We start from the raw sequence: 19,765 nt of genomic DNA, 5'->3' as shown, positions 1-19,765 counted from the left end.
CGGGACGTGCACAGCGTCCCGTTCATTCCCACGACCACCGCCCAGAGGTGTACGCCTCGATAAACAAGGCCTCTGGACCGTGATCCTGCTGAAGGAGCACATGTGATGGACGAGGCCAGACTCAATGACTTCATGGGCAAACTGGTGAACGACATGGGCGGCGCGGCGATGCTTGCCAACGTCATCCTCGGCGAAGAGCTCGGCCTGTACCGGGCCATGGCCGACAGTCAGCCGATCACCCCTGAAGCACTCGCCGACAAGACCGGCTGCAACCCCCGCCTGCTGCGCGAATGGCTCAGCGCCCACGCCGCTTCCGGCTACATGGAACACGAGGGCGGCCAGTTCCGCCTGCCCGAAGAGCAAGCCCTGGCGCTGGCGATCGAAGATTCGCCGGTCTATATCGCCGGCGGTATCGGGGTGGTCGCGTCGTTTTTCCATGACAAGGACAAACTGGTCAACGCCATGCGCGGCAACGGCGCCCTGGCCTGGGGCGATCACCATCCGTGCATGTTCAGCGGCACGGAGCGGTTCTTCCGCCCAGGGTACAAAGCGCACCTGATCGCCGAGTGGCTGCCGGCCCTGGAAGGCGTGGTCGCCAAATTACAGGCGGGCGCCAAAGTCGCCGACATCGGCTGCGGACACGGCGCCTCCACGGTGATCATGGCCCAGGCGTTCCCGGACTCGCGGTTCGTCGGCTTCGACTACCACGCACCGTCCGTCACCGTCGCGACCCAGCGCGCCGAAGAAGGTGGCGTGTCCGGGCGTGCGCGGTTCTTTCAGGGCACGGCGAAAAGCTTCCCCGGCGACGACTATGACCTGATCTGCTATTTCGACTGCCTGCACGACATGGGCGACCCGGTGGGCGCGGCGAAACACGCCTATGACGCTCTGAAACCAGACGGCACGGTGCTGCTGGTGGAACCGTTCGCCAACGATTCGCTGGACGACAACGTCACCCCGGTTGGCCGGCTGTTCTACGCCGCCTCGACCTTCATTTGCACGCCGAACTCGCTGTCCCAGGAAGTCGGCCTTGGGCTCGGCGCTCAGGCGGGTGAAGCGCGGTTGCGCAAGGTCTTCACCGAAGCGGGGTTCAAGACTTTCCGGCGGGCCACGGAAACGCCGTTCAACCTGATTCTGGAGGCACGAAAATAACCACGCCGCTCACGGGCTCGCATTCGGCAGGTTGGCAAGTGCTACGCTGCAAACACTCAAGATACCCGGAGTGTTGAACATGCTTGACCGCCGCATCCGCGAACAACTCGACCGGCTCCAGCAGCTGATGGCCGAGCAGCCGTTCATGGTCCTGACCGGCGCCGGCATCAGCACCCCGTCGGGCATTCCAGACTACCGCGACAACGAGGGCGTTCGGCGTGGCCGGCAACCGATGATGTATCAGGAGTTCCTGTCGGCCCCGGAATCACGGCGCCGCTATTGGGCGCGGGCGATGCTCGGCTGGCCGCGCGTGCGCCAGGCTCAACCGAACGTGGCCCACGAAGCCCTGGCCAGTCTGCAAAGCAGCCGGCAGATCAGCGGGCTTATCACTCAGAACGTCGACACCTTGCACGATCAGGCCGGCAGCCATGATGTGATCGAACTTCACGGCAGCTTGCACCGGGTGCTGTGCCTGGACTGCGGACAGCGCAGCGAGCGGGATTCGATCCAGCACCTGATGGAGGCGCAGAATCCCTATCTGGCCGGGGTCGATGCGGTGCAGGCGCCGGATGGCGACACGTTGCTGGATCCGGCGTTCGAGGCGCGGTTCCAGGTGCCGCACTGCCCGCATTGCGCGGGTGAGCGGATGAAGCCGGACGTGGTGTTTTTTGGCGAGAACGTCGCGCAGGTGACGGCGGCCAAGGCCATTGCGGCGGTGGAACAGGCGGCGGGATTGCTGGTGGTGGGCTCTTCGTTGATGGCGTATTCGGCGTTTCGCTTGTGCCGGGTGGTGGCGGATCAGGGCAAGCCGTTGATGGCGATCAATCTGGGCAAGACCCGGGCAGATGACCTCCTGGACATGAAGATTGAGGCCTCGTGCGAACAGCTGTTGCCCTTGCTGGCACAGCACCTCTCCCCCTGTTCACCCTAAACCCCTGTAGGAGCGAAGCTGGCTCGCGAAGGCGTCGTGTCAGTCGACTTCAATGTTGAAGGTGCCGGCCTTTTCGCGGGCAAGCCTCGCGCCTACAGGGGATTGTGATCAGGGCATGGACACTCGCTCGCCCAGATTCTCGGCTTTGAGGATATCGAACAACGCCTGCGCCGCCGCCGACAGTTCCACTCCTGGCTTGGTCAGCACCCCGATCGCCCGCTCCACCACCGGGTCGCGCAAGGTAATGCACCGTGCGCCCAACTCGCGCATCTGCCCGGCGCACAGGGCTGGCACGGCGCTGACGCCCAATCCGCTGGCCACCATCCTTCCGACTGTCGCCAACTGATGGCTTTCAAACTCCACCGGCAATTTCATCCCCCGGGCCTGCAAGTGTTCTTCCAGCATCACCCGTACCGTCGACGGACGCTGCAAGGTAATGAACGGTTCCTGGAGCAACGTCTGCCAATCAATGTCGTGCCGTTGCGCCAAGGGAGAGTCGTCCGGCACCACGGCAACGAAACGGTCCATATACAACGGCGTGAATGCCAGCGATGAACTCTGCGACGGCTCAAACGCCACCCCCAGCTCCACCTGCCGGTCGCGCACCATTTCCAGCACTTGCTCGTTGATCACGTCGTTCACCGTGACGTTGACCTTGGGATAACGGGCGCGAAAAGTCTTGAGGATCGGCGGCAGCAGATTGCCAGCAAACGACGGCATTGCCGCCAGGGTCACGCGCCCGCGCTGGAGGGTGAAACGCTGGCGCAGTTCATCCTCGGCGTTGTCCCAGTCCGCAATCAGCCGGCGAGCCAGGGGCACCAGGGATTCGCCTTCCGCCGTCAACGCCACATTACGTGTGTTGCGGGTGAATAGCCGGCCGCCCAGCCCCTCCTCCAGCGCTTTGATGGTCAGGCTCAAGGCCGATTGCGACAGGTGCAACCGCTCGCAGGCCACGGCGAAACTCAGGCTCTGGGCCACGGCCAGGAATGCGCGGATCTGCTTGACTGTCATGGGCGCGGGCTCCAACGTATTAAAGATAAGTGATTGGTGAGTTTTATCTATCAATCAACCTTAAAAATCAACTTAACAAATAAATCATCCAGCGAGACACTCCTACCCCATACGGCTAGCCAGCCGCCCACAAAGAATAAAAGAGGTGCATATGGCAGGTTTCGACAAGCGCGTGAGTTCCTATGAGGAAGCTCTGGCAGGTCTTGAAGACGGCATGACTGTGATCGCCGGCGGCTTCGGCCTGTGCGGAATCCCGGAAAACCTGATCGCCGAGATCAAGCGCAAGGGCACCCGTGACCTCACCGTGGTTTCCAACAATTGCGGCGTCGATGGTTTCGGCCTCGGCGTGTTGCTGGAAGACCGGCAGATTCGAAAAGTGGTGGCCTCCTACGTCGGTGAGAACAAACTGTTCGAAGACCAACTGCTCAAAGGCGAAATCGAAGTCGTCCTGACCCCGCAAGGCACCCTCGCCGAAAAAATGCGCGCTGGCGGTGCCGGCATCCCCGCTTTCTTCACCGCCACCGGCGTTGGCACTCCGGTTGCCGATGGCAAGGAAGTGCGCGAATTCCATGGCCGCAAGTACCTGATGGAAGAATCCATCACTGGTGACTTCGCCATCGTCAAAGGCTGGAAAGCCGACCACTTCGGCAACGTGATCTATCGCCACACCGCCCAGAACTTCAACCCGCTGGCCGCCACTGCCGGCAAGATCACCGTGGTCGAAGTCGAAGAAATCGTCGAACCCGGCGAGCTGGAACCGTCGCAGATCCACACCCCTGGCATCTACGTCGACCGAGTCATTTGCGGCACGTTCGAGAAGCGCATCGAACAGCGCACCGTGCGTAAGTGATCCCCAGCCCCCGGACCTGAAGGAAAAATAACAATGGCACTTTCCCGCGAACAAATGGCTCAACGCGTCGCCCGCGAAATGCAGGACGGCTTTTACGTGAACCTGGGCATCGGCATTCCGACCCTCGTTGCCAACTACATCCCTGAAGGCATGGAAGTCATGCTGCAGTCGGAAAACGGCCTGCTCGGCATGGGCCCCTTTCCTACTGAAGAAACCATCGATGCCGACATGATCAACGCCGGCAAACAAACGGTGACCGCGCGTATCGGCGCGTCGATCTTCTCATCGGCCGAGTCCTTCGCGATGATTCGCGGGGGTCATGTCGACCTGACCGTGCTGGGCGCCTTTGAAGTCGACGTGCAAGGCAACATCGCCTCGTGGATGATCCCCGGCAAACTGGTCAAGGGCATGGGCGGCGCCATGGACCTGGTCGCCGGCGCGGACAACATCATCGTCATCATGACCCACGCGTCCAAGGACGGTGAGTCCAAGCTTCTGTCCAAATGCAGCCTGCCGCTGACCGGCGCCGGGTGCATCAAGCGTGTGCTGACCGACCTCGCTTACCTTGAAATCGAAAATGGCGCGTTCATTCTCAAAGAACGTGCGCCGGGCGTCAGCGTCGAAGAGATTGTCGCCAAGACCGCCGGTAAACTGATCGTGCCGGATCACGTTCCGGAAATGCAGTTCGCTGCCCAGTGAGGAATTCTTCCATGCAAGACGTCGTTATTGTTGCCGCCACCCGAACCGCCATCGGCAGTTTCCAGGGCTCGCTGGCCAATGTGTCCGCCATTGACCTCGGTGCCGCGGTGATCCGTCAGCTGCTGGCGCAAACCGGCCTGGACGTTGCTGAAGTCGATGAAGTGATCATGGGCCAGGTGTTGACCGCCGGTGCCGGGCAGAACCCGGCGCGCCAGTCCGCGATCAAGGCCGGCCTGCCGTTTACCGTGCCGGCGATGACCCTGAACAAGGTCTGCGGCTCGGGTTTGAAAGCTTTGCACCTGGCCACTCAGGCGATCCGCTGCGGCGACGCCGAGGTGATCATTGCCGGCGGCCAGGAAAACATGAGCCTGTCCAACTACGTCATGCCCGGAGCCCGCACTGGCCTGCGCATGGGTCACGCGCAAATCGTCGACACCATGATCAGCGACGGCCTGTGGGATGCGTTCAACGATTACCACATGGGCATCACCGCCGAGAACCTGGCGGACAAGTACAACCTGACCCGCGAGCAACAGGACGCCTTCGCCGCGGCCTCGCAGCAGAAAGCCACGGCTGCCATCGAAGCCGGGCGTTTTGTCGATGAGATCACACCGATTCTGATCCCGCAGCGCAAGGGCGATCCGCTGTCCTTTGCCACCGATGAGCAACCGCGTGCCGGCACCACCGCTGAAGCGCTGGGCAAACTGAAACCGGCCTTCAAGAAGGACGGTTCGGTGACTGCCGGTAACGCCTCGTCCCTGAACGACGGTGCTGCCGCCGTGATCCTGATGAGCGCCGACAAAGCCAAGGCCCTGGGTCTTCCAGTGCTGGCGAAAATCGCCGCTTACGCCAACGCGGGCGTCGACCCGGCAATCATGGGCATCGGCCCGGTCTCGGCCACGCGCCGTTGCCTGAGCAAGGCTGGCTGGTCCATCGACCAATTGGACCTGATCGAGGCCAACGAAGCCTTCGCCGCGCAATCCCTGGCGGTGGCCAAGGACCTGGAATGGGACTTGAAAAAGGTCAACGTCAACGGCGGCGCCATCGCCCTCGGTCACCCGATCGGTGCGTCGGGCTGCCGGGTGCTGGTGACCCTGCTGCACGAAATGATCAAGCGCGACGCCAAGAAAGGCCTCGCCACCTTGTGCATTGGTGGTGGTCAGGGCGTGGCTTTGGCGATCGAACGGGCGTAAAGCGTTCAACAGACTGCGCGGGGACCCACGAAGAACCGCGCGGTCTGGTAACACCCCCGGTGTTCCTGCGTTGCAGGCTTTTGTGGCGAGGGAGCTTGCTCCCGCTGGGTTGCGAAGCAGCCCCAAAATCCCGGCAATTGTCGAAGATTTTGCGAGCGCTTCGCGCTCGAGCGGGAGCAAGCTCCCTCGCCACAGTCAGTATCTGTATGGACTGACAGTCATCAGAAGCACCGGGTTCTTTTTTGCCCCAGCCTTCAGGCAAATTTCACCAGGTTGAGCGTGGGCAACGGGCCGTCCGGAAAACCGCGTTATCGTTCATCGCGAGCAGGCTCGCTCCCACAGGGTTTTGTGTTCACCGCAGATCCACTGTGGGAGCGAGCCTGCTCGCGATGAGGCCAGCCCAGTCACCCCAAAAATTGGAAGATCAACCAGCTATTCGCCCCACTGATCACCCCAAACACCCCCCACGCCAACACCCGCGTCGGCCAGCGATTCACAAACGGTCCCATCAATTTGTGATCGTTGGTCATGCGAATCAGCGGGTACAACGCAAACGGCAACTGCAGACTCAACACCACCTGACTCAACACCAGCAACTTGCCGATCGCATTGTCACCCATCAGCCAGACGCCGATGAACGCCGGGATCAACGCCAGCCCCCGGGTAATCAGCCGTCGTTGCCAGCACGGGATCCGCAGGTTCAGATAGCCTTCCATGATCACCTGACCCGCGATGGTCCCGGTAAACGTCGAGCTCTGCCCGGACGCCAGCAAGGCCACGCCAAACAACACACTGGCCAAGGCGCCGCCCACCAGCGGGTCGAGCAAGTGATAGGCGTCCTGGATGTCCACCACATCGGTATGCCCGCTCTGATGAAAGGCCGCCGCGGCGAGGATCAGGATCGCCGCATTGACCAGCAGCGCCAACGCCAGAGAGCCAATGGTATCGATCCGCGCCAGTTTGACCGCGTCCTGCTTGCTGGCCAGGTCCTTGCCGATCATTCGGGTCTGTACGATCGAGGTGTGCAGGTACAAGTTATGCGGCATCACCGTGGCCCCGAGGATGCCAATGGCCAGGTACAGCGGCGCGGCATCGCCAATGGCAGACAGGGACGGCGTAAACCCACGGGCGACGTCCGGCCAGTACGGTTTGATCAGCAGCAACTCGACGAAGAAGCACACGCCGATGGTGCTCACCAGCACCAGCATGATCGCTTCCAGGCGGCGGAAACCACGGTTTTGCAGGGCCAGCACCAGCAGCGTGTCAAACGCGGTCAGCGCGATGCCGACAGTCAGCGAACAGCCCAGCAGCAAGTGAAAGGCCAGTGCGCAACCGAGCACTTCCGCCAGATCGGTGGCGATGATCGAGATTTCCGCCAGCACCCATTGAGTCCGCGCGGTCCGTGTGCTGTAGCGCTCCCGGGACAGCTGCGCCAGATCGCGGCCGGTGGCGATGCCCAGGCGCGAACACAGACACTGCACCACCATCCCCGCCAGACTCGCCAGCAGCACCACGAACAACAGGCTGTAACCAAAACGCGAACCGGCCTCGATGGCGGTCGCCCAGTTGCCCGGGTCCATGTAGCCGATGGACACCAGCAAGCCAGGACCGGCAAAGCGCAGCATGCGTTTGAAAAATGAAGCGTTGGGATCAACTGCAACGCTGCCCGCCACTTCCGGCGGGCAAAATGGCGCAGTGCCAACCTTGGGCAAACTGAATTTCACGGACACATCCGTCGACAGGTGGAAAAGCGCAGCTTAGACGTTTCAGCCCCTGCGCCCAAGGGGCAAATGCCCGGGTATCAGGCGCCGTGGCGGCGGAAGAACAAGGTCACCTGGCCCAATTCAACACCGAACTTGGTCATGGCGGAGCGATTGGCCATGGTGTTTTCGTCCAGCAAGTACATCCAGTCGTCGAAATGCACCTGGTAGACCTTGTCGTCCACCGGCAGGCTCAGTTCATAGCGCCAGTGCAGCGCGTTGCCGGCGACCTCACCGCGAGACTCGCCGACCACATCGCCGGCCGTACCGCGCCAACGGCCAGGGCCGTCCGGGTACAACGTCCAGACACGGGTCTGCTTCGTGCCGTCGCTGTAGGTAAAGGCTTCATGCATGATCAGGTTCTGACCGTCCATTCGGCTGTTGATCAGCACATGAAAGCGTTTGACCACCTCGCCCGAGCGCTTCTGGAACATTCCCCAGCCATCCACTCGCCCGACGAAGAACCCGGGTAGATCGAGCTTGGGGTTTTGCTCGCTGTAATGCTGCACATCGACGCTGCAACCCGCCAGGCAGACGCACAACACCAGCAGCAGATTTTTCAACATGTCATGCACCTCAAGGCTTGGCGCTGCCCAGCAACTGCTGGCGCAACTCCGGATTACGTGTACGTGGGTCGAGCCAGATATCGAAAAAGGCCCGGGCGAATTGCGGGTCTTTCACTTCGTGTTGCGGCTGCTGGCCGACAAAGAACCGCGCGCCCTGCCCCGGCAAATAAACGCCGGTAATGCGCATGCCGGCTTTTACGTCGACGAACGACTGTTGCATCTGCACCTTCCAGCGCTCGAGTTGCTCGGTGCTGACCGAGGCGCCGGACAACCGCTTGATTTCATCGACACTGGCCTGCACCAAATCATCGCGGGAAATGCTGCGCTGATAGATCAGCTCCAGGGCAAACGGCTGATCTGGTGCCAAAGGCCGGGCCGCACTCCAGAGCCGAGCGTTGTAGACATCGAATCCGAACACCCGAAACTCACCGGCACCGATGATCTGCGCGCCGGGCAATGCCTCCTGCCAATTGGCCAAGGCCTGGGTGCATGACAATCCCAGCAACAACACACCGTGATACAGGCGCAACCGGAGTCTGTTCATCGCGTTTTTCTCACCATGGGCATCTGTTAAAAACTTATACGCAAAGCTGCGTTTTGTACAATTATTTGAGTTGCAAGTTTTGTATACAAAACCCCCTCATTCCTAGAGCAATCCTGCGTCCGCAGTGCTAACGTTGGCGCCTCACTCAGGTCGGAGACGTGTGCGTGCTGATGCTCAAGCTGCTGGTGATTCCAGGCTTCCTCTTGTTGATTTCCCTGGCTGGCAAACGCTGGGGCCCCAGCGTGGCCGGTTGGCTGTCGGGATTGCCGGTGGTGGTCGGGCCGATTCTGTTCTTCCTTGCCATCGAACAAGGCCAGGTGTTCGCCGCTCAATCAGCGACGGCGGCGTTGTCGGCGATGTCCGCGATGATTGCCTTCTGCGTGACCTACGCCCAGGTCGCTCAACGGGCAGGATGGCCATGGGCGTTGACCATTTCACTGCTGGTATGGGCCGCCGTGGCCGTGGTGCTCTCGCTGATACCCCCCTCGCTGATGTTCTCGGTGATCGCGGCCGCCACCGCGCTGCTGGCGGCGCCGTACCTGTTTCCCAGTGTGCAACCCATCGTCACAGGCCCGGCGCCGAAGTCCGACAGACTGCTGCTGCGCATGATGGCCGGCGCCCTGCTCACCCTCGCCGTGACCTTACTCGCCAGCACCGTCGGCGAAGGCTGGAGCGGTTTGCTCGCGGTGTTCCCGGTACTCGGCAGCGTGATGGCGGTGTTTTCCCAGCAAACCCGCGGCCCGGCGTTTACGGCAGCATTGCTGCGGGCGACGGCGACCGGCATGTATTCGTTCGCGGCGTTTTGCCTGGTGTTGGCGCTGGCGTTGCCCGACATGGGCATGAGCGCCTTTGCCCTCGGTGTTGCGGTGTCCGTGGGGATGTTGGGCATAACCAGGCGCTTGCTGGCGCGACCGATCAACTCGACGACCGAGACTGGACGATCAGCGATCAAACGCTAAGCTCCTTCACATCCAGAGGGCCAGGATGTCGCCCGCTACGTGCTGAAGGAACAGACATGAGTCTCGCATCGTCCCTCGTCCGTCCCCCCCACTCAGCCACCGCCGTTGGCGTGATCGCGATAGTTCTCTGGTCCTGCCTCGCGCTGTTGACCACCCTCACCGAAGGCATTCCGCCCTTTGAACTGCTGACACTGAGCTTCGGCATAGCGTTTGTGGCGAGCCTGGTAATTCTGGGTCGGCGCGGGCTCGCCGGCTTCAGTAGCTGGCGACAGCCCTGGGCGGTATGGGTGACCGGGTTCGTGGGCATTTTCGTTTATCACGCGCTGTATTTTTTCGCGCTCAAAGTAGCCCCGGCGGCCGAAGCCAGTCTGATCAACTACCTGTGGCCGCTGTTGCTGGTGCTGCTCTCGGCGTTCTCGGCCGGGGAAAAGCTGCACAAACGGCAAATGCTCGGCGCGCTGCTGGGGCTGGCCGGCACCGCGTTCATCATGCAACAACACGGCCCGGAGGCTGGCGCATCAATGCCCATCGCCGGTTATCTCGCGGCCTTCGGCTGTGCGGTGATCTGGGCCGGTTACTCGGTGATCAACCGACGGTTCAACAACGTGCCCAGCAGCATCATCGGCGGGATCTGCGGTATGTCGGCCGTGTCCGGTCTGATTTGCCATCTGGCCTTCGAAACCACGGTACTGCCTGATCCCGGCCAATGGACCGCGATTGTGGTGCTTGGCCTCGGGCCGGTCGGGTTGGCATTTCTTGCCTGGGACCACGCCACCAAACACGGCAGTCTGGCGACGCTGGGCGCGCTTTCCTATCTGGCACCGTTGATATCGACGTTACTGCTGCTTGCCGTGGGACGCAGCCAGGCCGGTCCGATCCTGATCATCCCTGCCGTGTTGATCATCGCGGGGGCGGTGATCGCCACGTCGAGCGCAAGCGATAGAGCGCCCGCAACACGTTCAATTGTTCCGAACGAGTAAAGCTGCCGAACCCGATGAACGTTGCCCTGCTACTTGAAGCGTCTGGCTACGCGCATTACATCCTCGGCGAGAACGGCCTGGCGGCCGACCCGAACGTCAAGCGTCTGTTCGATGAAATCAGCGCCCGCCCGGGCGCCCAGCGTGCGCAGGGTCTGAGGGAGAAATGGGTGTTCAAGGTCGAGTTCAACGAAGAAACCCGTCATAACTGTTTGCGCAAAATCAGGCCTGAGACTGTGGCGAGGATGGTTTTCGGCAGCTGCTACAAATCGTGTTCCATGGGATGATTGCGGCGAATGCGCGATCATCCCTGGAGTTTCCGAATGTCATTGTTGAGTAAAAAAGCCGTTGTCCTGTTACTGACGGCGGCCGCCAGCCTGGGGGCGTTGAATGCCTCTGCCGCCAAGGCCACCGCCAGCGATAAAGCGCCCGCGCAAGTGGTCTCGATGCTCGGCGGCAAGTTCAAGTTCACCCTGCCCAAGGGCTTCATCGCCAACCCGCTCCCGGCCGGCGACGCGGCTACCGGTACAGCCGGGGCAACGGGCACCATGTACACCAACCAGACCACCAAAACCGTCGTAATCGCCGCTGAAAACACCATCCCCGGTGGCGCCAACGTCAAGGATAACGACGGTCCGTTCCTCGACTCCGCAGCGGCCGACTTCGCCTCAGAACAAGCCAAGGCGCTGCCGGACTTCACCAAACTCAGCGAAAAAAGCCTGACGCAGAAAGGCACCGGTCTGGGCTTGCGGCAGATCGACAGCACCGCCACCCAGGGCGGCGGCAAAACCCTCGACACCACAGTGATGGCCGCGTCCAACACGCGCATGGCGATCGTTCAGGTGATTTCCCGCCTCAGCGACAACGGCGGCCACGAGACGCTGGTCAAGCAGATCGTCAGCGGCAAATAAGCTTCAAGGGTTGAGGCGCTGCAACCAGGCGCTCAAATCCTGCATTTCGGTGGCACTGATGCTGTGACCGACACCGGGGTAGGCATGAAATTCAGGCTTGAGAAACAGGCTCTGTAACAGGCTGTTGGCCTCGGTGCCGTCGATGTACGGCAAGCGTTTGTCTGCCGTGCCATGACCGATGAAGATCGCCAGCTTCTGGCGTTTTTCATCCGGTTTGAGTTCGGATTTCAGCACCGGCAGAATCCGCCCGCTCAGCGCCGCAATCCCGCCAACGGCTTCGGGATGACGCAGCGCCACCTCGTAGGACATGATCGCGCCCTGGCTGAAACCCACCAGGAAGACCTTGTCGGGTTCGGTGTGATACTTCTTCGCCGCCTGTGCAATGAAGTCCAGCAGCACCTGGCCGCTGGCCTTCAGATCATCGGTCTCACCGTTGTAGGCAGCGTTGCCCTTCTCGCGAAACCACTTGTAACTGCCCTCCTCCATCACCATCGGTGCCCGCACTGACAGGAAGGTGTATTGCGCAGGCAATTGATCCTTGATATCGAACAGGTCCTGCTCGTTACTGCCGTAACCGTGGAGGAAAATCACCAGGGGCTGGTGGCGGGACTCGGGATGGGCCTGCTCAAGGTATTTGAGCGGCAGATCAGTGTGCAGCGGGGGTTCAGCGTGGACGGTGGCCGAGGCCAGCAGCGTCAGCAGAGCGAGAAACTTCAACATAAACCTTCCTTCACAAGTGCAGGATTCGGGGGGAGCCTAACACTGTGCGCACAGCAAGGGGATTTGTGGCGCTGTTGATGCCGTCTTCGCGAGCAGGCTCGCTCCCACAGTGGACGTGTGTCGCACATCAAACCTGTGGGAGCGAGCCTGCTCGCGAAGAGGCCTTTGGCAATGGCGACAACCCTCAGTCGTTAACCAGTTTCCCCACCCGAATCACCTCACGCCCCGCCACCTTCGCCTGCCACGTCCCCGGCTGCGTATACCGCCCGCGATCAATCGCAAACAACACACCGCTGGTCCCGGCGCGCACGGTTGTCACGCGGTCGCTCAGCGGATCAACCACCTCAAACAGCGCATCGCCCTTCTCCACCCACTCACCCGAATCACGCAGAAAACTGACGACACCGTGATGCGGTGCAAACAGGTATTCGGTGCCCTCGAACGGCATGCCTTCACAGCACTCGCTGGGTGCCGCAGGCCAGGTGCCCGTGATGAAGCCCTGCTCGGCGAGGAACCCCAGGATCGCCTCGCAATTGGCCTGGGCCTGATCGACTCGCGTATCGCCCATGCTGCCCAGTTCCAGCGTCGTCGCCAGATTGGCCGGGGGAATCGCCGCCTCGGGGAAGGCCCGCGCCAGGCGCAGCCACGGCGACGAGCAGGACTCATCGAATGAACTGCCGCCGGAGTCTTCACAGAGCAACGCCACCCCGGCCTTCAGACGCGCGGCCAGGGATTGCCACCGCGGCCAGTGTTGTGGCAACGCATACAAATGAATGGCCGCGTCGAAATCGCAATGCAGGTCCAGCGTGATGTCAGCCTCGCAGGCGTGCCGCAGCAGCAGGCGGTGCATGGCTTCCAGCTGCGAAGCCGGTGCCGGCAAGTCGTCGAGGACTTGGCCCATGGTCTGGCGAATCAGCGCGATGTTGGCCTGCGCATCTTGACCCAACTGGTCGCCAATCAATGCGGCCACCGGGGTGCTGAGTTCAACGAAGGCGCGGTTGAAGTTCTTGCCGCTGCCCAGCTCGAAGCGCCCCATATGGCTGCCTTGCAGGTGCTGGTCAAGACCGATCGGATTGGCCACCGGCACCAGCTCGATCACGCCCTGCAACTGGCCCTGGGTTTCGAGTTCGGCCAGGCGTTTCTTCAGCTCCCAGGCTGTGCGCATACCGGGCAACTCGTCAGCGTGCAGGCTGGCCTGGATGTAAACCTTGCGAGGACCCGCGCCGTAACGAAACACGCTGAGGGTGCGTTCGGTGCCCAGGTGGCTCCAGGGCAGAGGATGGTCGATGCGTTGCATGGTCACTCCTGAATGGCTGAACGGCGAAAATCACCTGTGGGAGCGAGCCTGCTCGCGAAAACGGTGGGTCAGTCAACATAAATGCAGCTGAACGACCGATTTCGCGAGCAGGCTCGCTCCCACAAGGGATTTCATTTCAACACAGAGAGGGCATAAAAAATGGCAACCGCGTCAACGGTTGCCACTTTTTTGAACGGCGTGATTACTGGCCGTAAACGTCAAAGTCGAAGTACTTGTCTTGCACTTGCTTGTACTTGCCGTTGGCGCGGATTTCGGTGATGGCGGTGTTGAATTTGTCGGCCAGCGCAGTATCGCCCTTGCGCACAGCGATACCGGCGCCGCCGCCGAAGTACTTGGCGTCTTCGTAGGTCGGGCCGACGAACGCGAAGCCTTTACCGGCGTCGGTTTTCAGGAAACCGTCGTCCAGGTTGACCGAGTCGGCCAGCAGCGCGTCTACGCGACCGGACACCATGTCCAGGTTGGCTTCCTGCTGGGAGCCGTAGCGAACCAGGTTGATACCGGCCGGAACCAGCACTTCGGTGGCGAAGCGGTCGTGGGTACTGGCGCGCAGCACACCGACTTTCTTGCCCTTGAGTTCGGTCAGCGGGTCCTTGATGTCGGTGCCTGCCTTCATCACGAAACGAGCCGGGGTGTGGTAGTACTTGATGGTGAAATCGACGTTCTTCTTACGATCGTCAGTGATGGTCATGGACGACAGGATCGCGTCGATTTTCTTCACTTTCAGTGCCGGGATCAGGCCATCGAATTCTTGCTCGACCCAGGTGCACTTCACTTTCATCTGCTCGCACAGCGCGTCGCCGATATCGACGTCGAAACCGGTGAGTTTACCGTCAGGGGTTTTCATCGAGAATGGCGGGTAACCGGCTTCGATACCGATGCGGATCGGCTTGGCGTCATCGGCCACGGCGGTCAGGGACAACATCGACAGTGCCAAGGCACCAAACATCACTAGCTTCTTCATTTATAACTCCTGTGTGCGGAGGCTTTTATTGGCAGCTTTCGAATGACTTTCGGTCGGTGAAGATCGAAGTGGCCGGCAGTCTAGAATGGCTTCTAATGGGCAAATTGTTTTTAAGCGACAAATACTTATAGAAACGTGGCTGCTCCATTCAAAGCCCTTGAAGCGTGCGCCAAGGCGGTGCAAGGACTGTAGGACAAGCCCTTTTTTCAGACAAAACCTACACGCAAAAACTACAGAGAGTACCGATGCCCACCTTGAATCTGATCCAGCACCACCCCGCCGAAGGTCCAGGCGCCATTGCCAATTGGGCAGCGTCCAGAGGGGTGACGCTGAACATCTTTCGCGCCGACCTCGGCCAGTTACCGCCGGTTAGCGCGGCGCCCGTGATCGTGCTGGGTGGACCTTATGAATCCAACGCCGGGCCGGCGTGGCTGGAAGCAGAACGGCAGTGGCTGGCGGCCAGCCTGGATCAGGGCGCGGCGGTATTTGCGATTTGTCTGGGGGCGCAGTTGCTGGCGCTGAGTCTGGGTGGAAACGTGCGGCGGATGGATCGGTCCGAAACCGGCTGGACCACCGTGACGTTCGTCGATGGCCGGACGCTGAAGGTGCTGGAGTGGCACGAAGACGCAATCGACTTGCCGCCTGATGCGCAAGTGCTGGCCAGCAGCGATCAATGTGAACAGCAGATGTATCGCGTGGGGCCGACGCGGGTGGGCTTGCAGTTTCATCCAGAGTGGAATGCGGAGTCGGTGGCGATGCTCAATGCGCACTTTGGAGAGGAGTCGCCGTTGCCTCGGGGGCAACAGGACAGCGCCGCCCATGCAGCCGTGTTCGAATGGTTGCAGGCAACGCTGGATGGGTGGTGGGCAGCGTGCTCAAGCAGTCGCTGAACTAAGGATCGACGGGCTCCTGTGGCCAGTGAGCCTTTGTGGCAACGGAGCTTTTGTGGCGAGGGAGCTTGCTCCCGCTAGAGTGCGAAGCGCTCCCAAAAATCTTCGACAATTGCCAAGATTGCGGGGCTGCTGCGCCACCCAGCGGGGGCAAGCTCCCTCGCCACGATGGTTCAGCGGTGTCTGAATATCAGCATTCGCAACCGATAGCGGTGGTGGCAGGCCGCTGCACCGCAACACTCAGTTCCAACCCCTCATCCAGCCACCCGGTCACGCCGCCGATCATCTCCTTGACCGGGTAACCCAGCGCCGCCAGCTTCACCGCCGCCTTGTGCACACCGTTACAGTGCGGCCCGGCGCAATAAACCACAAACAAGGTGGACGTCGGGTAACCCGCCAGGCTCTCGGCGGTGAGCAGGCGTCCGGGAATGTTGATCGCGCCGGGCACATGCCCGCGTTCGAACGCTAACGGTCCTCGAACGTCCACCAGGACAAAATCCACATCGCCGGCCTGTTGGCTGCTGTACACGTCGGAACAATCGGTTTCAAAGGTCAGACGGTTGCTGAAGTGCATCAGGGCAATGGCCGAAGGGGCTGCGGGAATGGCGCGGACCAGGCTGGTCATGGGCTTTACTCCAAAGTCTTGAGTGGGTATGAGAAGACTTTATCCGCCCGACGCTTGCGGCTACAGTGGCGCACAAGACACTTACCGGGAACTTTCCGCCAAATGCAACCGAACCCTGGATTGGTCGCGATTCTGGTCTACGACGGCCTCTGTACGTTCGAATTCGGCATCGCCGTGGAGATCTTCGGCCTGGCGCGGCCGGAGTTCGACTTCCCTTGGTATGAGCATCGTATCGTCGCCGTGGATCAGGGCCCGATGCGCGCCATGGGCGGGATTCAGGTGCTGGCCGATGGCGGCATGGAACTGCTCGAAGAGGCCCGCACGATCATCATTCCCGGCTGGCGCGATCGCAACGCGCCGGTACCGGAACACGTGCTCGCCGCCCTGCGCCAGGCGCATGCGCGGGGAGCGCGGTTGCTGTCGATCTGCTCCGGTGTGTTTGTGCTGGCGGCGACCGGCCTGCTGGACGGGCACGGCGCCACCACCCATTGGCGCTATGCCGCTGAGTTGGCCGAACGTTTTCCGAACATTCGGGTGGACCCGGATGTGCTCTATGTCGATTCCGGCCAATTGATCACCTCGGCGGGCAGCGCGGCGGGGATCGATGCGTGCCTGCACCTGGTGACGCGGGACTTAGGCACGCAAGTGGCCAACTCAGTGGCGCGGCGCCTGGTGATGTCGCCGCAACGCACCGGCGGTCAGGCGCAGTTTATTCCTACGCCCGTCAGCCCGACGCCGCGCAGCGATTTGTCCCGTGTCATGCAGTGGGCCCGGGAACGCTTGCACGAACCGCTGGAGGTTCGCGAACTGGCGAGCGAGGCGGCCATGAGTGAACGCACGTTTCTGCGTCGGTTTACTGAAGCCACCGGCATGCCGCCCAAGGCGTGGTTGCAGCATGAGCGGCTGGCGCGGGCGAAGGAGTTGCTGGAGAGCACCGGGCAAAACACCGACCAGATTGCCGCGCAGTGTGGGTATCGCTCGGTGGAGAGCTTTCGCGTGGCGTTTCGTGGGGTGGTGGGCGTGCCGCCGTCAGTGTATCGGGAGCGGTTTGGGCGTGGGGTCAAAGCCATTATTTGAGGTGCGGTTGAGGGCCTCTTCGCGGGCAAGCCTCGCTCCTACAAAGGCGACGCAATACCTGTAGGAGCGAGGCTTGCCCGCGAAGACATCAGCTCAGGCACCGTTTACCTCAAGGCTTGCGCAACAGGTAAGTATCCATAATCCACCCATTCGCCACCCGCGCCGCCTTGCGCACCCGCTCAATCTCCGGCGCCACGTCCTTGAGCTTGCCGCTGATCAGGATTTCATCCGGCGTCCCCAGATACGCGCCCCAGTAAATCTCCGTCTCCTGATCCGCCACTTGATGGTAGGAATCCTCGGCATCGAGCATCACCACGAGGCTGTCGGCATCGCTCACTTGCCCCGCCGCCAGCCGTCGGCCGGTGGTGATTTCAATTGAGCGGCCGATGCGATTCAGCGGTACCTTGTGCTGCGCCGCCAGCGCCTGAACGCTGGTGATTCCGGGGATCACGTCATACTCGAACGCACAACGGCCCGAGGCCAGGATCGCCTGCAAAATCCGCAGGGTGCTGTCGTACAACGCCGGATCGCCCCACACCAGAAAACCGCCGCACTGGCCGTCGGACAGTTCCTCATTGATCAGCCGCTCGAAGGTCTGCTGCTTGGCGAGGTTCAGATCGTCGACACTGGTCTTGTAGTCCACCTCCCCGCGCTCGCGTTCCGGGCTATGGGCTTGGACGAAGCGGTAGTCGTGACCGGTGATGTAGCGCTCGCAGATCTCACGGCGCAGGTCGATCAATTTGTCCTTGCTCTGGCCCTTGTCCATCAGGAAAAACACGTCGACGAGGTTCAGCGCCTTCACGGCCTGCATTGTGATGTAGTCAGGGTTGCCGGCGCCTATGCCGATGACCAGCAGCTTCTTCATCAAATTTCTCCTTCAAGCAAGCGCAGGCGCCAGCGGCCGGTGAACCGCAACTCGACGGCCGACAACGGTTCGACGTCGATCAGGTTGAATGCCTTGGCCTGCAACACCTGCGTCAGTGCTGCGCGAATGACAAAGGGATGGGTGATGGCAAGGACATGCCCCGGTGTTGCCACAAGGGCCTGGAGCCACTGCGCCACGCGTTCACAGAGTTGCGCGACCGACTCACCGCCATGGGGCGCCGAGGTCGGATCATCTAGCCAGGTTTGCAGTGCCTCGGGTTCGGACTTTTGCAGGTCATTGATCCGCACCCCGCTCCACCGTCCGAAGTCACAATCCCTCAGTGCCGAAACGATTTCAACGTCATTGCCAAACAACTCGGCGGTCTGCTGCGTGCGCAACTCCGGTCCACAGAGCACCCGTGGCGCCCCCTCGAACTGACTGCTGCGCGAACCCTTTGCCAATTGGCCATAAAATTCCAACGGCTCATTCGTAGGAAAACTCGCCAATTTTTGTGCGACTGTTCGCGCGTGGCACATCAGGGTCAAACGGGTTGCCTGCACGGTTTATCACCCTGTCGATGAAATGGAAAACGGCTCGATGCCGCCGATAATCACGCAATTGTGCCGCAAGACGCTTGATCCAGGGCGTTTCGTTTGCATCAGTACCGACGCGACGCGAGCTTGTTTAACCCATTAAGTTAGGCAATCTCTGACACCCGTGTGGGCGATGGACTACAAAGCCAGTCGACTTCCGTGTAGCCCTCAGCGCACGGGCTTTTCGCCCCATTTTGGGGCCTTGAAAAACCACGGAAAGTTTCGCTAGACATGTAGCATGCGCTACATAAATACTGTTTTAGCGATTTATGAAACAAAACCGACATACCCATCCAGCAGGAGCCCGGATGCCCTCTCTCAGAGACCTGATCACCGATCCCGCCCTGGACCTTACGCCGGCGGAACGCAAAGTCATCCGTGCCTTGCTGGACCAATACCCGCGTAACGGGCTGGGACCGATGTCACGCTTGGCCGAACATGCCGGTGTCAGCGACCCCACCATTGTGCGGCTGGTAAAAAAACTGGGTTTCAGCGGTTACGCCGATTTCCAGGATGCCTTGCTCAGTGACATGGACCACCGCCTCCGGTCCCCCAGCGCCCTGTTGCAGCTTCGTTCTCATGTTCAGAAAGACGACGCCTGGAGCCATTACCTGGCGGAGACCCATCGGGCGCTGGTGGATACCCATGCGCTGACCCAACCCGAAGATGTGCGGATTCTGGTGCAGTGGCTGCTCGATACCCGTCATCAGGTTCACTGCTTTGGCGGGCGCTTCAGCAGTTTCCTCGCCAATTATTTGCTCAACCATTTGCGCTTGCTGCGCCCGGGCTGTTTCGCCCTGGAAGACAACGCACAACTGCCGGACCGGCTGTTCGACGTGCAGCGTCAGGACGTGGTGCTGGTGTTCGACTATCGCCGCTACCAGTCACAGGCCCTGCGCGTAGCCAATGCGGCGAAAAGCCGATACGCCCGGGTGGTGTTGTTCACGGACATCTATGCTTCACCGCTGCGGGAAATGGCCGACCTGATTATCAGTGCGCCGGTGGAATCAGTGTCGGCCTTCGACACCATGGTCCCGGCGCTGGCCCAGATCGAGGCGCTGATTGCCTGCCTGACCCTGCGCAGCCCGGAGCTGGCCGATCGCCTGGAAGGCATCGATGCCCTGCGAACCGATTTCGCCACCCACCTGCTGGAGGATAAATAA

Annotated in this window: 21 protein-coding genes and 1 pseudogene; 12 read left to right on the top strand and 10 right to left on the bottom strand. The window is 61.2% G+C overall.

Going from position 1 to position 19,765, the window contains the following annotated elements; translation table 11 throughout:
- Positions 1 to 105 precede the first annotated feature (105 nt).
- Together AC1ROI_RS30915 and AC1ROI_RS30910 are read left to right on the top strand one after the other, a co-directional pair.
- Positions 106 to 1,152 carry a class I SAM-dependent methyltransferase gene (locus AC1ROI_RS30915; RefSeq protein WP_010455519.1) on the top strand — a complete coding sequence of 349 codons (1,047 nt, stop codon included), beginning with the start codon at positions 106 to 108 and terminating at the stop codon, positions 1,150 to 1,152.
- A gap of 79 nt (positions 1,153 to 1,231) precedes the next feature.
- On the top strand, positions 1,232 to 2,083 hold the full coding sequence (locus AC1ROI_RS30910) for an NAD-dependent protein deacetylase (RefSeq protein WP_102595015.1): 852 nt from the start codon (positions 1,232 to 1,234) through the stop codon (positions 2,081 to 2,083).
- Between the two features lie 108 nt (positions 2,084 to 2,191).
- On the opposite strand, the gene AC1ROI_RS30905 is transcribed toward AC1ROI_RS30910, so the two are convergent.
- Positions 2,192 to 3,094 (bottom strand): LysR family transcriptional regulator, encoded by a 903-nt coding sequence (locus tag AC1ROI_RS30905; protein ID WP_102595014.1) that lies wholly within the window; start codon positions 3,092 to 3,094, stop codon positions 2,192 to 2,194.
- Between the two features lie 151 nt (positions 3,095 to 3,245).
- On the opposite strand from AC1ROI_RS30905, the gene AC1ROI_RS30900 reads away from it, so the two are divergent.
- The 3 genes from AC1ROI_RS30900 to AC1ROI_RS30890 are packed head-to-tail and all read left to right on the top strand — an operon-like array spanning position 3,246 to position 5,836.
- A complete protein-coding gene (locus tag AC1ROI_RS30900) occupies positions 3,246 to 3,944 on the top strand; it encodes a CoA transferase subunit A (protein WP_010455522.1) in 699 nt (232 codons plus the stop codon).
- A 33-nt stretch (positions 3,945 to 3,977) separates the two neighbouring features.
- Complete coding sequence (locus AC1ROI_RS30895; protein WP_010455523.1) at positions 3,978 to 4,643, top strand: CoA transferase subunit B; 666 nt, start codon at positions 3,978 to 3,980, stop codon at positions 4,641 to 4,643.
- A gap of 11 nt (positions 4,644 to 4,654) precedes the next feature.
- Positions 4,655 to 5,836, top strand: a complete 1,182-nt coding sequence (locus tag AC1ROI_RS30890; protein WP_102595013.1) for an acetyl-CoA C-acetyltransferase — start codon at positions 4,655 to 4,657, stop codon at positions 5,834 to 5,836.
- Positions 5,837 to 6,240: 404 nt separating this feature from the next.
- Here AC1ROI_RS30890 and AC1ROI_RS30885 read toward each other — a convergent pair whose 3' ends face one another.
- The 3 genes from AC1ROI_RS30885 to AC1ROI_RS30875 form a co-directional block, all read right to left on the bottom strand.
- Positions 6,241 to 7,560 (bottom strand): Nramp family divalent metal transporter, encoded by a 1,320-nt coding sequence (locus AC1ROI_RS30885; RefSeq protein WP_102595345.1) that lies wholly within the window; start codon positions 7,558 to 7,560, stop codon positions 6,241 to 6,243.
- A gap of 77 nt (positions 7,561 to 7,637) precedes the next feature.
- The gene (locus AC1ROI_RS30880; protein WP_010455527.1) at positions 7,638 to 8,162 is read right to left on the bottom strand and encodes a DUF3833 domain-containing protein; all 525 of its coding nucleotides are present in this window, start codon (positions 8,160 to 8,162) and stop codon (positions 7,638 to 7,640) included.
- A gap of 10 nt (positions 8,163 to 8,172) precedes the next feature.
- The gene (locus AC1ROI_RS30875) at positions 8,173 to 8,706 is read right to left on the bottom strand and encodes a chalcone isomerase family protein (protein WP_010455529.1); all 534 of its coding nucleotides are present in this window, start codon (positions 8,704 to 8,706) and stop codon (positions 8,173 to 8,175) included.
- Between the two features lie 164 nt (positions 8,707 to 8,870).
- Between AC1ROI_RS30875 and AC1ROI_RS30870 the strand changes: the two genes are divergently transcribed.
- From AC1ROI_RS30870 to AC1ROI_RS30855, 4 genes and pseudogenes are all read left to right on the top strand, one after another.
- A complete protein-coding gene (locus tag AC1ROI_RS30870; RefSeq protein WP_010455532.1) occupies positions 8,871 to 9,665 on the top strand; it encodes a hypothetical protein in 795 nt (264 codons plus the stop codon).
- Positions 9,666 to 9,721: 56 nt separating this feature from the next.
- The gene (gene yddG / locus AC1ROI_RS30865) at positions 9,722 to 10,645 is read left to right on the top strand and encodes an aromatic amino acid exporter YddG (RefSeq protein ID WP_010455534.1); all 924 of its coding nucleotides are present in this window, start codon (positions 9,722 to 9,724) and stop codon (positions 10,643 to 10,645) included.
- A 41-nt stretch (positions 10,646 to 10,686) separates the two neighbouring features.
- Positions 10,687 to 10,874: pseudogene (locus AC1ROI_RS30860) on the top strand (glutathione S-transferase family protein); the annotation flags it as partial.
- Between the two features lie 91 nt (positions 10,875 to 10,965).
- A complete protein-coding gene (locus AC1ROI_RS30855) occupies positions 10,966 to 11,553 on the top strand; it encodes a DcrB/PsbP domain-containing protein (protein ID WP_010455538.1) in 588 nt (195 codons plus the stop codon).
- A 3-nt stretch (positions 11,554 to 11,556) separates the two neighbouring features.
- Here the strand turns inward: AC1ROI_RS30855 and AC1ROI_RS30850 are convergent, their stop codons facing one another.
- The 3 genes from AC1ROI_RS30850 to AC1ROI_RS30840 all read right to left on the bottom strand — a co-directional run bounded on the left by AC1ROI_RS30850 (position 11,557) and on the right by AC1ROI_RS30840 (position 14,552).
- Complete coding sequence (locus AC1ROI_RS30850) at positions 11,557 to 12,273, bottom strand: alpha/beta hydrolase (protein WP_102595346.1); 717 nt, start codon at positions 12,271 to 12,273, stop codon at positions 11,557 to 11,559.
- 184 nt (positions 12,274 to 12,457) lie between these two features.
- Positions 12,458 to 13,570: a succinylglutamate desuccinylase/aspartoacylase family protein gene (locus AC1ROI_RS30845; RefSeq protein WP_102595347.1), complete on the bottom strand. Its 1,113-nt coding sequence runs from the start codon at positions 13,568 to 13,570 to the stop codon at positions 12,458 to 12,460.
- A 202-nt stretch (positions 13,571 to 13,772) separates the two neighbouring features.
- Complete coding sequence (locus AC1ROI_RS30840; protein WP_077749081.1) at positions 13,773 to 14,552, bottom strand: ABC transporter substrate-binding protein; 780 nt, start codon at positions 14,550 to 14,552, stop codon at positions 13,773 to 13,775.
- Between the two features lie 245 nt (positions 14,553 to 14,797).
- On the opposite strand from AC1ROI_RS30840, the gene AC1ROI_RS30835 reads away from it, so the two are divergent.
- Complete coding sequence (locus tag AC1ROI_RS30835; RefSeq protein WP_077749080.1) at positions 14,798 to 15,442, top strand: type 1 glutamine amidotransferase; 645 nt, start codon at positions 14,798 to 14,800, stop codon at positions 15,440 to 15,442.
- A gap of 190 nt (positions 15,443 to 15,632) precedes the next feature.
- Here AC1ROI_RS30835 and AC1ROI_RS30830 read toward each other — a convergent pair whose 3' ends face one another.
- Complete coding sequence (locus AC1ROI_RS30830) at positions 15,633 to 16,067, bottom strand: rhodanese-like domain-containing protein (protein WP_102595348.1); 435 nt, start codon at positions 16,065 to 16,067, stop codon at positions 15,633 to 15,635.
- A gap of 102 nt (positions 16,068 to 16,169) precedes the next feature.
- On the opposite strand from AC1ROI_RS30830, the gene ftrA reads away from it, so the two are divergent.
- Positions 16,170 to 17,144 (top strand): transcriptional regulator FtrA, encoded by a 975-nt coding sequence (gene ftrA / locus AC1ROI_RS30825; protein WP_010455550.1) that lies wholly within the window; start codon positions 16,170 to 16,172, stop codon positions 17,142 to 17,144.
- A gap of 109 nt (positions 17,145 to 17,253) precedes the next feature.
- Here ftrA and cobF read toward each other — a convergent pair whose 3' ends face one another.
- Both cobF and AC1ROI_RS30815 read right to left on the bottom strand, forming a co-directional pair.
- Complete coding sequence (gene cobF / locus AC1ROI_RS30820) at positions 17,254 to 18,009, bottom strand: precorrin-6A synthase (deacetylating) (RefSeq protein ID WP_010455552.1); 756 nt, start codon at positions 18,007 to 18,009, stop codon at positions 17,254 to 17,256.
- Positions 18,009 to 18,569 (bottom strand): histidine phosphatase family protein, encoded by a 561-nt coding sequence (locus tag AC1ROI_RS30815; protein WP_102595349.1) that lies wholly within the window; start codon positions 18,567 to 18,569, stop codon positions 18,009 to 18,011. Before AC1ROI_RS30815 ends, cobF begins: the two co-directional genes overlap by 1 nt.
- Before the next feature lie 341 nt (positions 18,570 to 18,910).
- On the opposite strand from AC1ROI_RS30815, the gene AC1ROI_RS30810 reads away from it, so the two are divergent.
- Complete coding sequence (locus tag AC1ROI_RS30810) at positions 18,911 to 19,765, top strand: MurR/RpiR family transcriptional regulator (RefSeq protein WP_077749076.1); 855 nt, start codon at positions 18,911 to 18,913, stop codon at positions 19,763 to 19,765.

The sequence above is a fragment of the Pseudomonas sp. GW823-FHT02C02 genome (assembly GCF_058797635.1).
The sequence above is the reverse complement of the archived record's forward strand: the minus strand, read 5'-3'. Positions and strand labels throughout refer to the sequence as shown.

What these genes read in the sequence shown, in the direction of transcription:
- AC1ROI_RS30895 (WP_010455523.1), top strand. Translation starts at nt 3,978, where the DNA reads ATGGCACTTTCCCGCGAACAAATGGCTCAACGCGTCGCCCGCGAAATG.
- AC1ROI_RS30915 (WP_010455519.1), top strand. Translation starts at nt 106, where the DNA reads ATGGACGAGGCCAGACTCAATGACTTCATGGGCAAACTGGTGAACGAC.
- AC1ROI_RS30855 (WP_010455538.1), top strand. Translation starts at nt 10,966, where the DNA reads ATGTCATTGTTGAGTAAAAAAGCCGTTGTCCTGTTACTGACGGCGGCC.
- AC1ROI_RS30845 (WP_102595347.1), bottom strand. Translation starts at nt 13,570, where the DNA reads ATGCAACGCATCGACCATCCTCTGCCCTGGAGCCACCTGGGCACCGAA.
- AC1ROI_RS30835 (WP_077749080.1), top strand. Translation starts at nt 14,798, where the DNA reads ATGCCCACCTTGAATCTGATCCAGCACCACCCCGCCGAAGGTCCAGGC.
- AC1ROI_RS30875 (WP_010455529.1), bottom strand. Translation starts at nt 8,706, where the DNA reads ATGAACAGACTCCGGTTGCGCCTGTATCACGGTGTGTTGTTGCTGGGA.
- AC1ROI_RS30830 (WP_102595348.1), bottom strand. Translation starts at nt 16,067, where the DNA reads ATGACCAGCCTGGTCCGCGCCATTCCCGCAGCCCCTTCGGCCATTGCC.
- AC1ROI_RS30840 (WP_077749081.1), bottom strand. Translation starts at nt 14,552, where the DNA reads ATGAAGAAGCTAGTGATGTTTGGTGCCTTGGCACTGTCGATGTTGTCC.
- AC1ROI_RS30810 (WP_077749076.1), top strand. Translation starts at nt 18,911, where the DNA reads ATGCCCTCTCTCAGAGACCTGATCACCGATCCCGCCCTGGACCTTACG.
- AC1ROI_RS30850 (WP_102595346.1), bottom strand. Translation starts at nt 12,273, where the DNA reads ATGTTGAAGTTTCTCGCTCTGCTGACGCTGCTGGCCTCGGCCACCGTC.
- AC1ROI_RS30900 (WP_010455522.1), top strand. Translation starts at nt 3,246, where the DNA reads ATGGCAGGTTTCGACAAGCGCGTGAGTTCCTATGAGGAAGCTCTGGCA.
- cobF (WP_010455552.1), bottom strand. Translation starts at nt 18,009, where the DNA reads ATGAAGAAGCTGCTGGTCATCGGCATAGGCGCCGGCAACCCTGACTAC.
- AC1ROI_RS30905 (WP_102595014.1), bottom strand. Translation starts at nt 3,094, where the DNA reads ATGACAGTCAAGCAGATCCGCGCATTCCTGGCCGTGGCCCAGAGCCTG.
- ftrA (WP_010455550.1), top strand. Translation starts at nt 16,170, where the DNA reads ATGCAACCGAACCCTGGATTGGTCGCGATTCTGGTCTACGACGGCCTC.
- AC1ROI_RS30910 (WP_102595015.1), top strand. Translation starts at nt 1,232, where the DNA reads ATGCTTGACCGCCGCATCCGCGAACAACTCGACCGGCTCCAGCAGCTG.
- yddG (WP_010455534.1), top strand. Translation starts at nt 9,722, where the DNA reads ATGAGTCTCGCATCGTCCCTCGTCCGTCCCCCCCACTCAGCCACCGCC.
- AC1ROI_RS30880 (WP_010455527.1), bottom strand. Translation starts at nt 8,162, where the DNA reads ATGTTGAAAAATCTGCTGCTGGTGTTGTGCGTCTGCCTGGCGGGTTGC.
- AC1ROI_RS30890 (WP_102595013.1), top strand. Translation starts at nt 4,655, where the DNA reads ATGCAAGACGTCGTTATTGTTGCCGCCACCCGAACCGCCATCGGCAGT.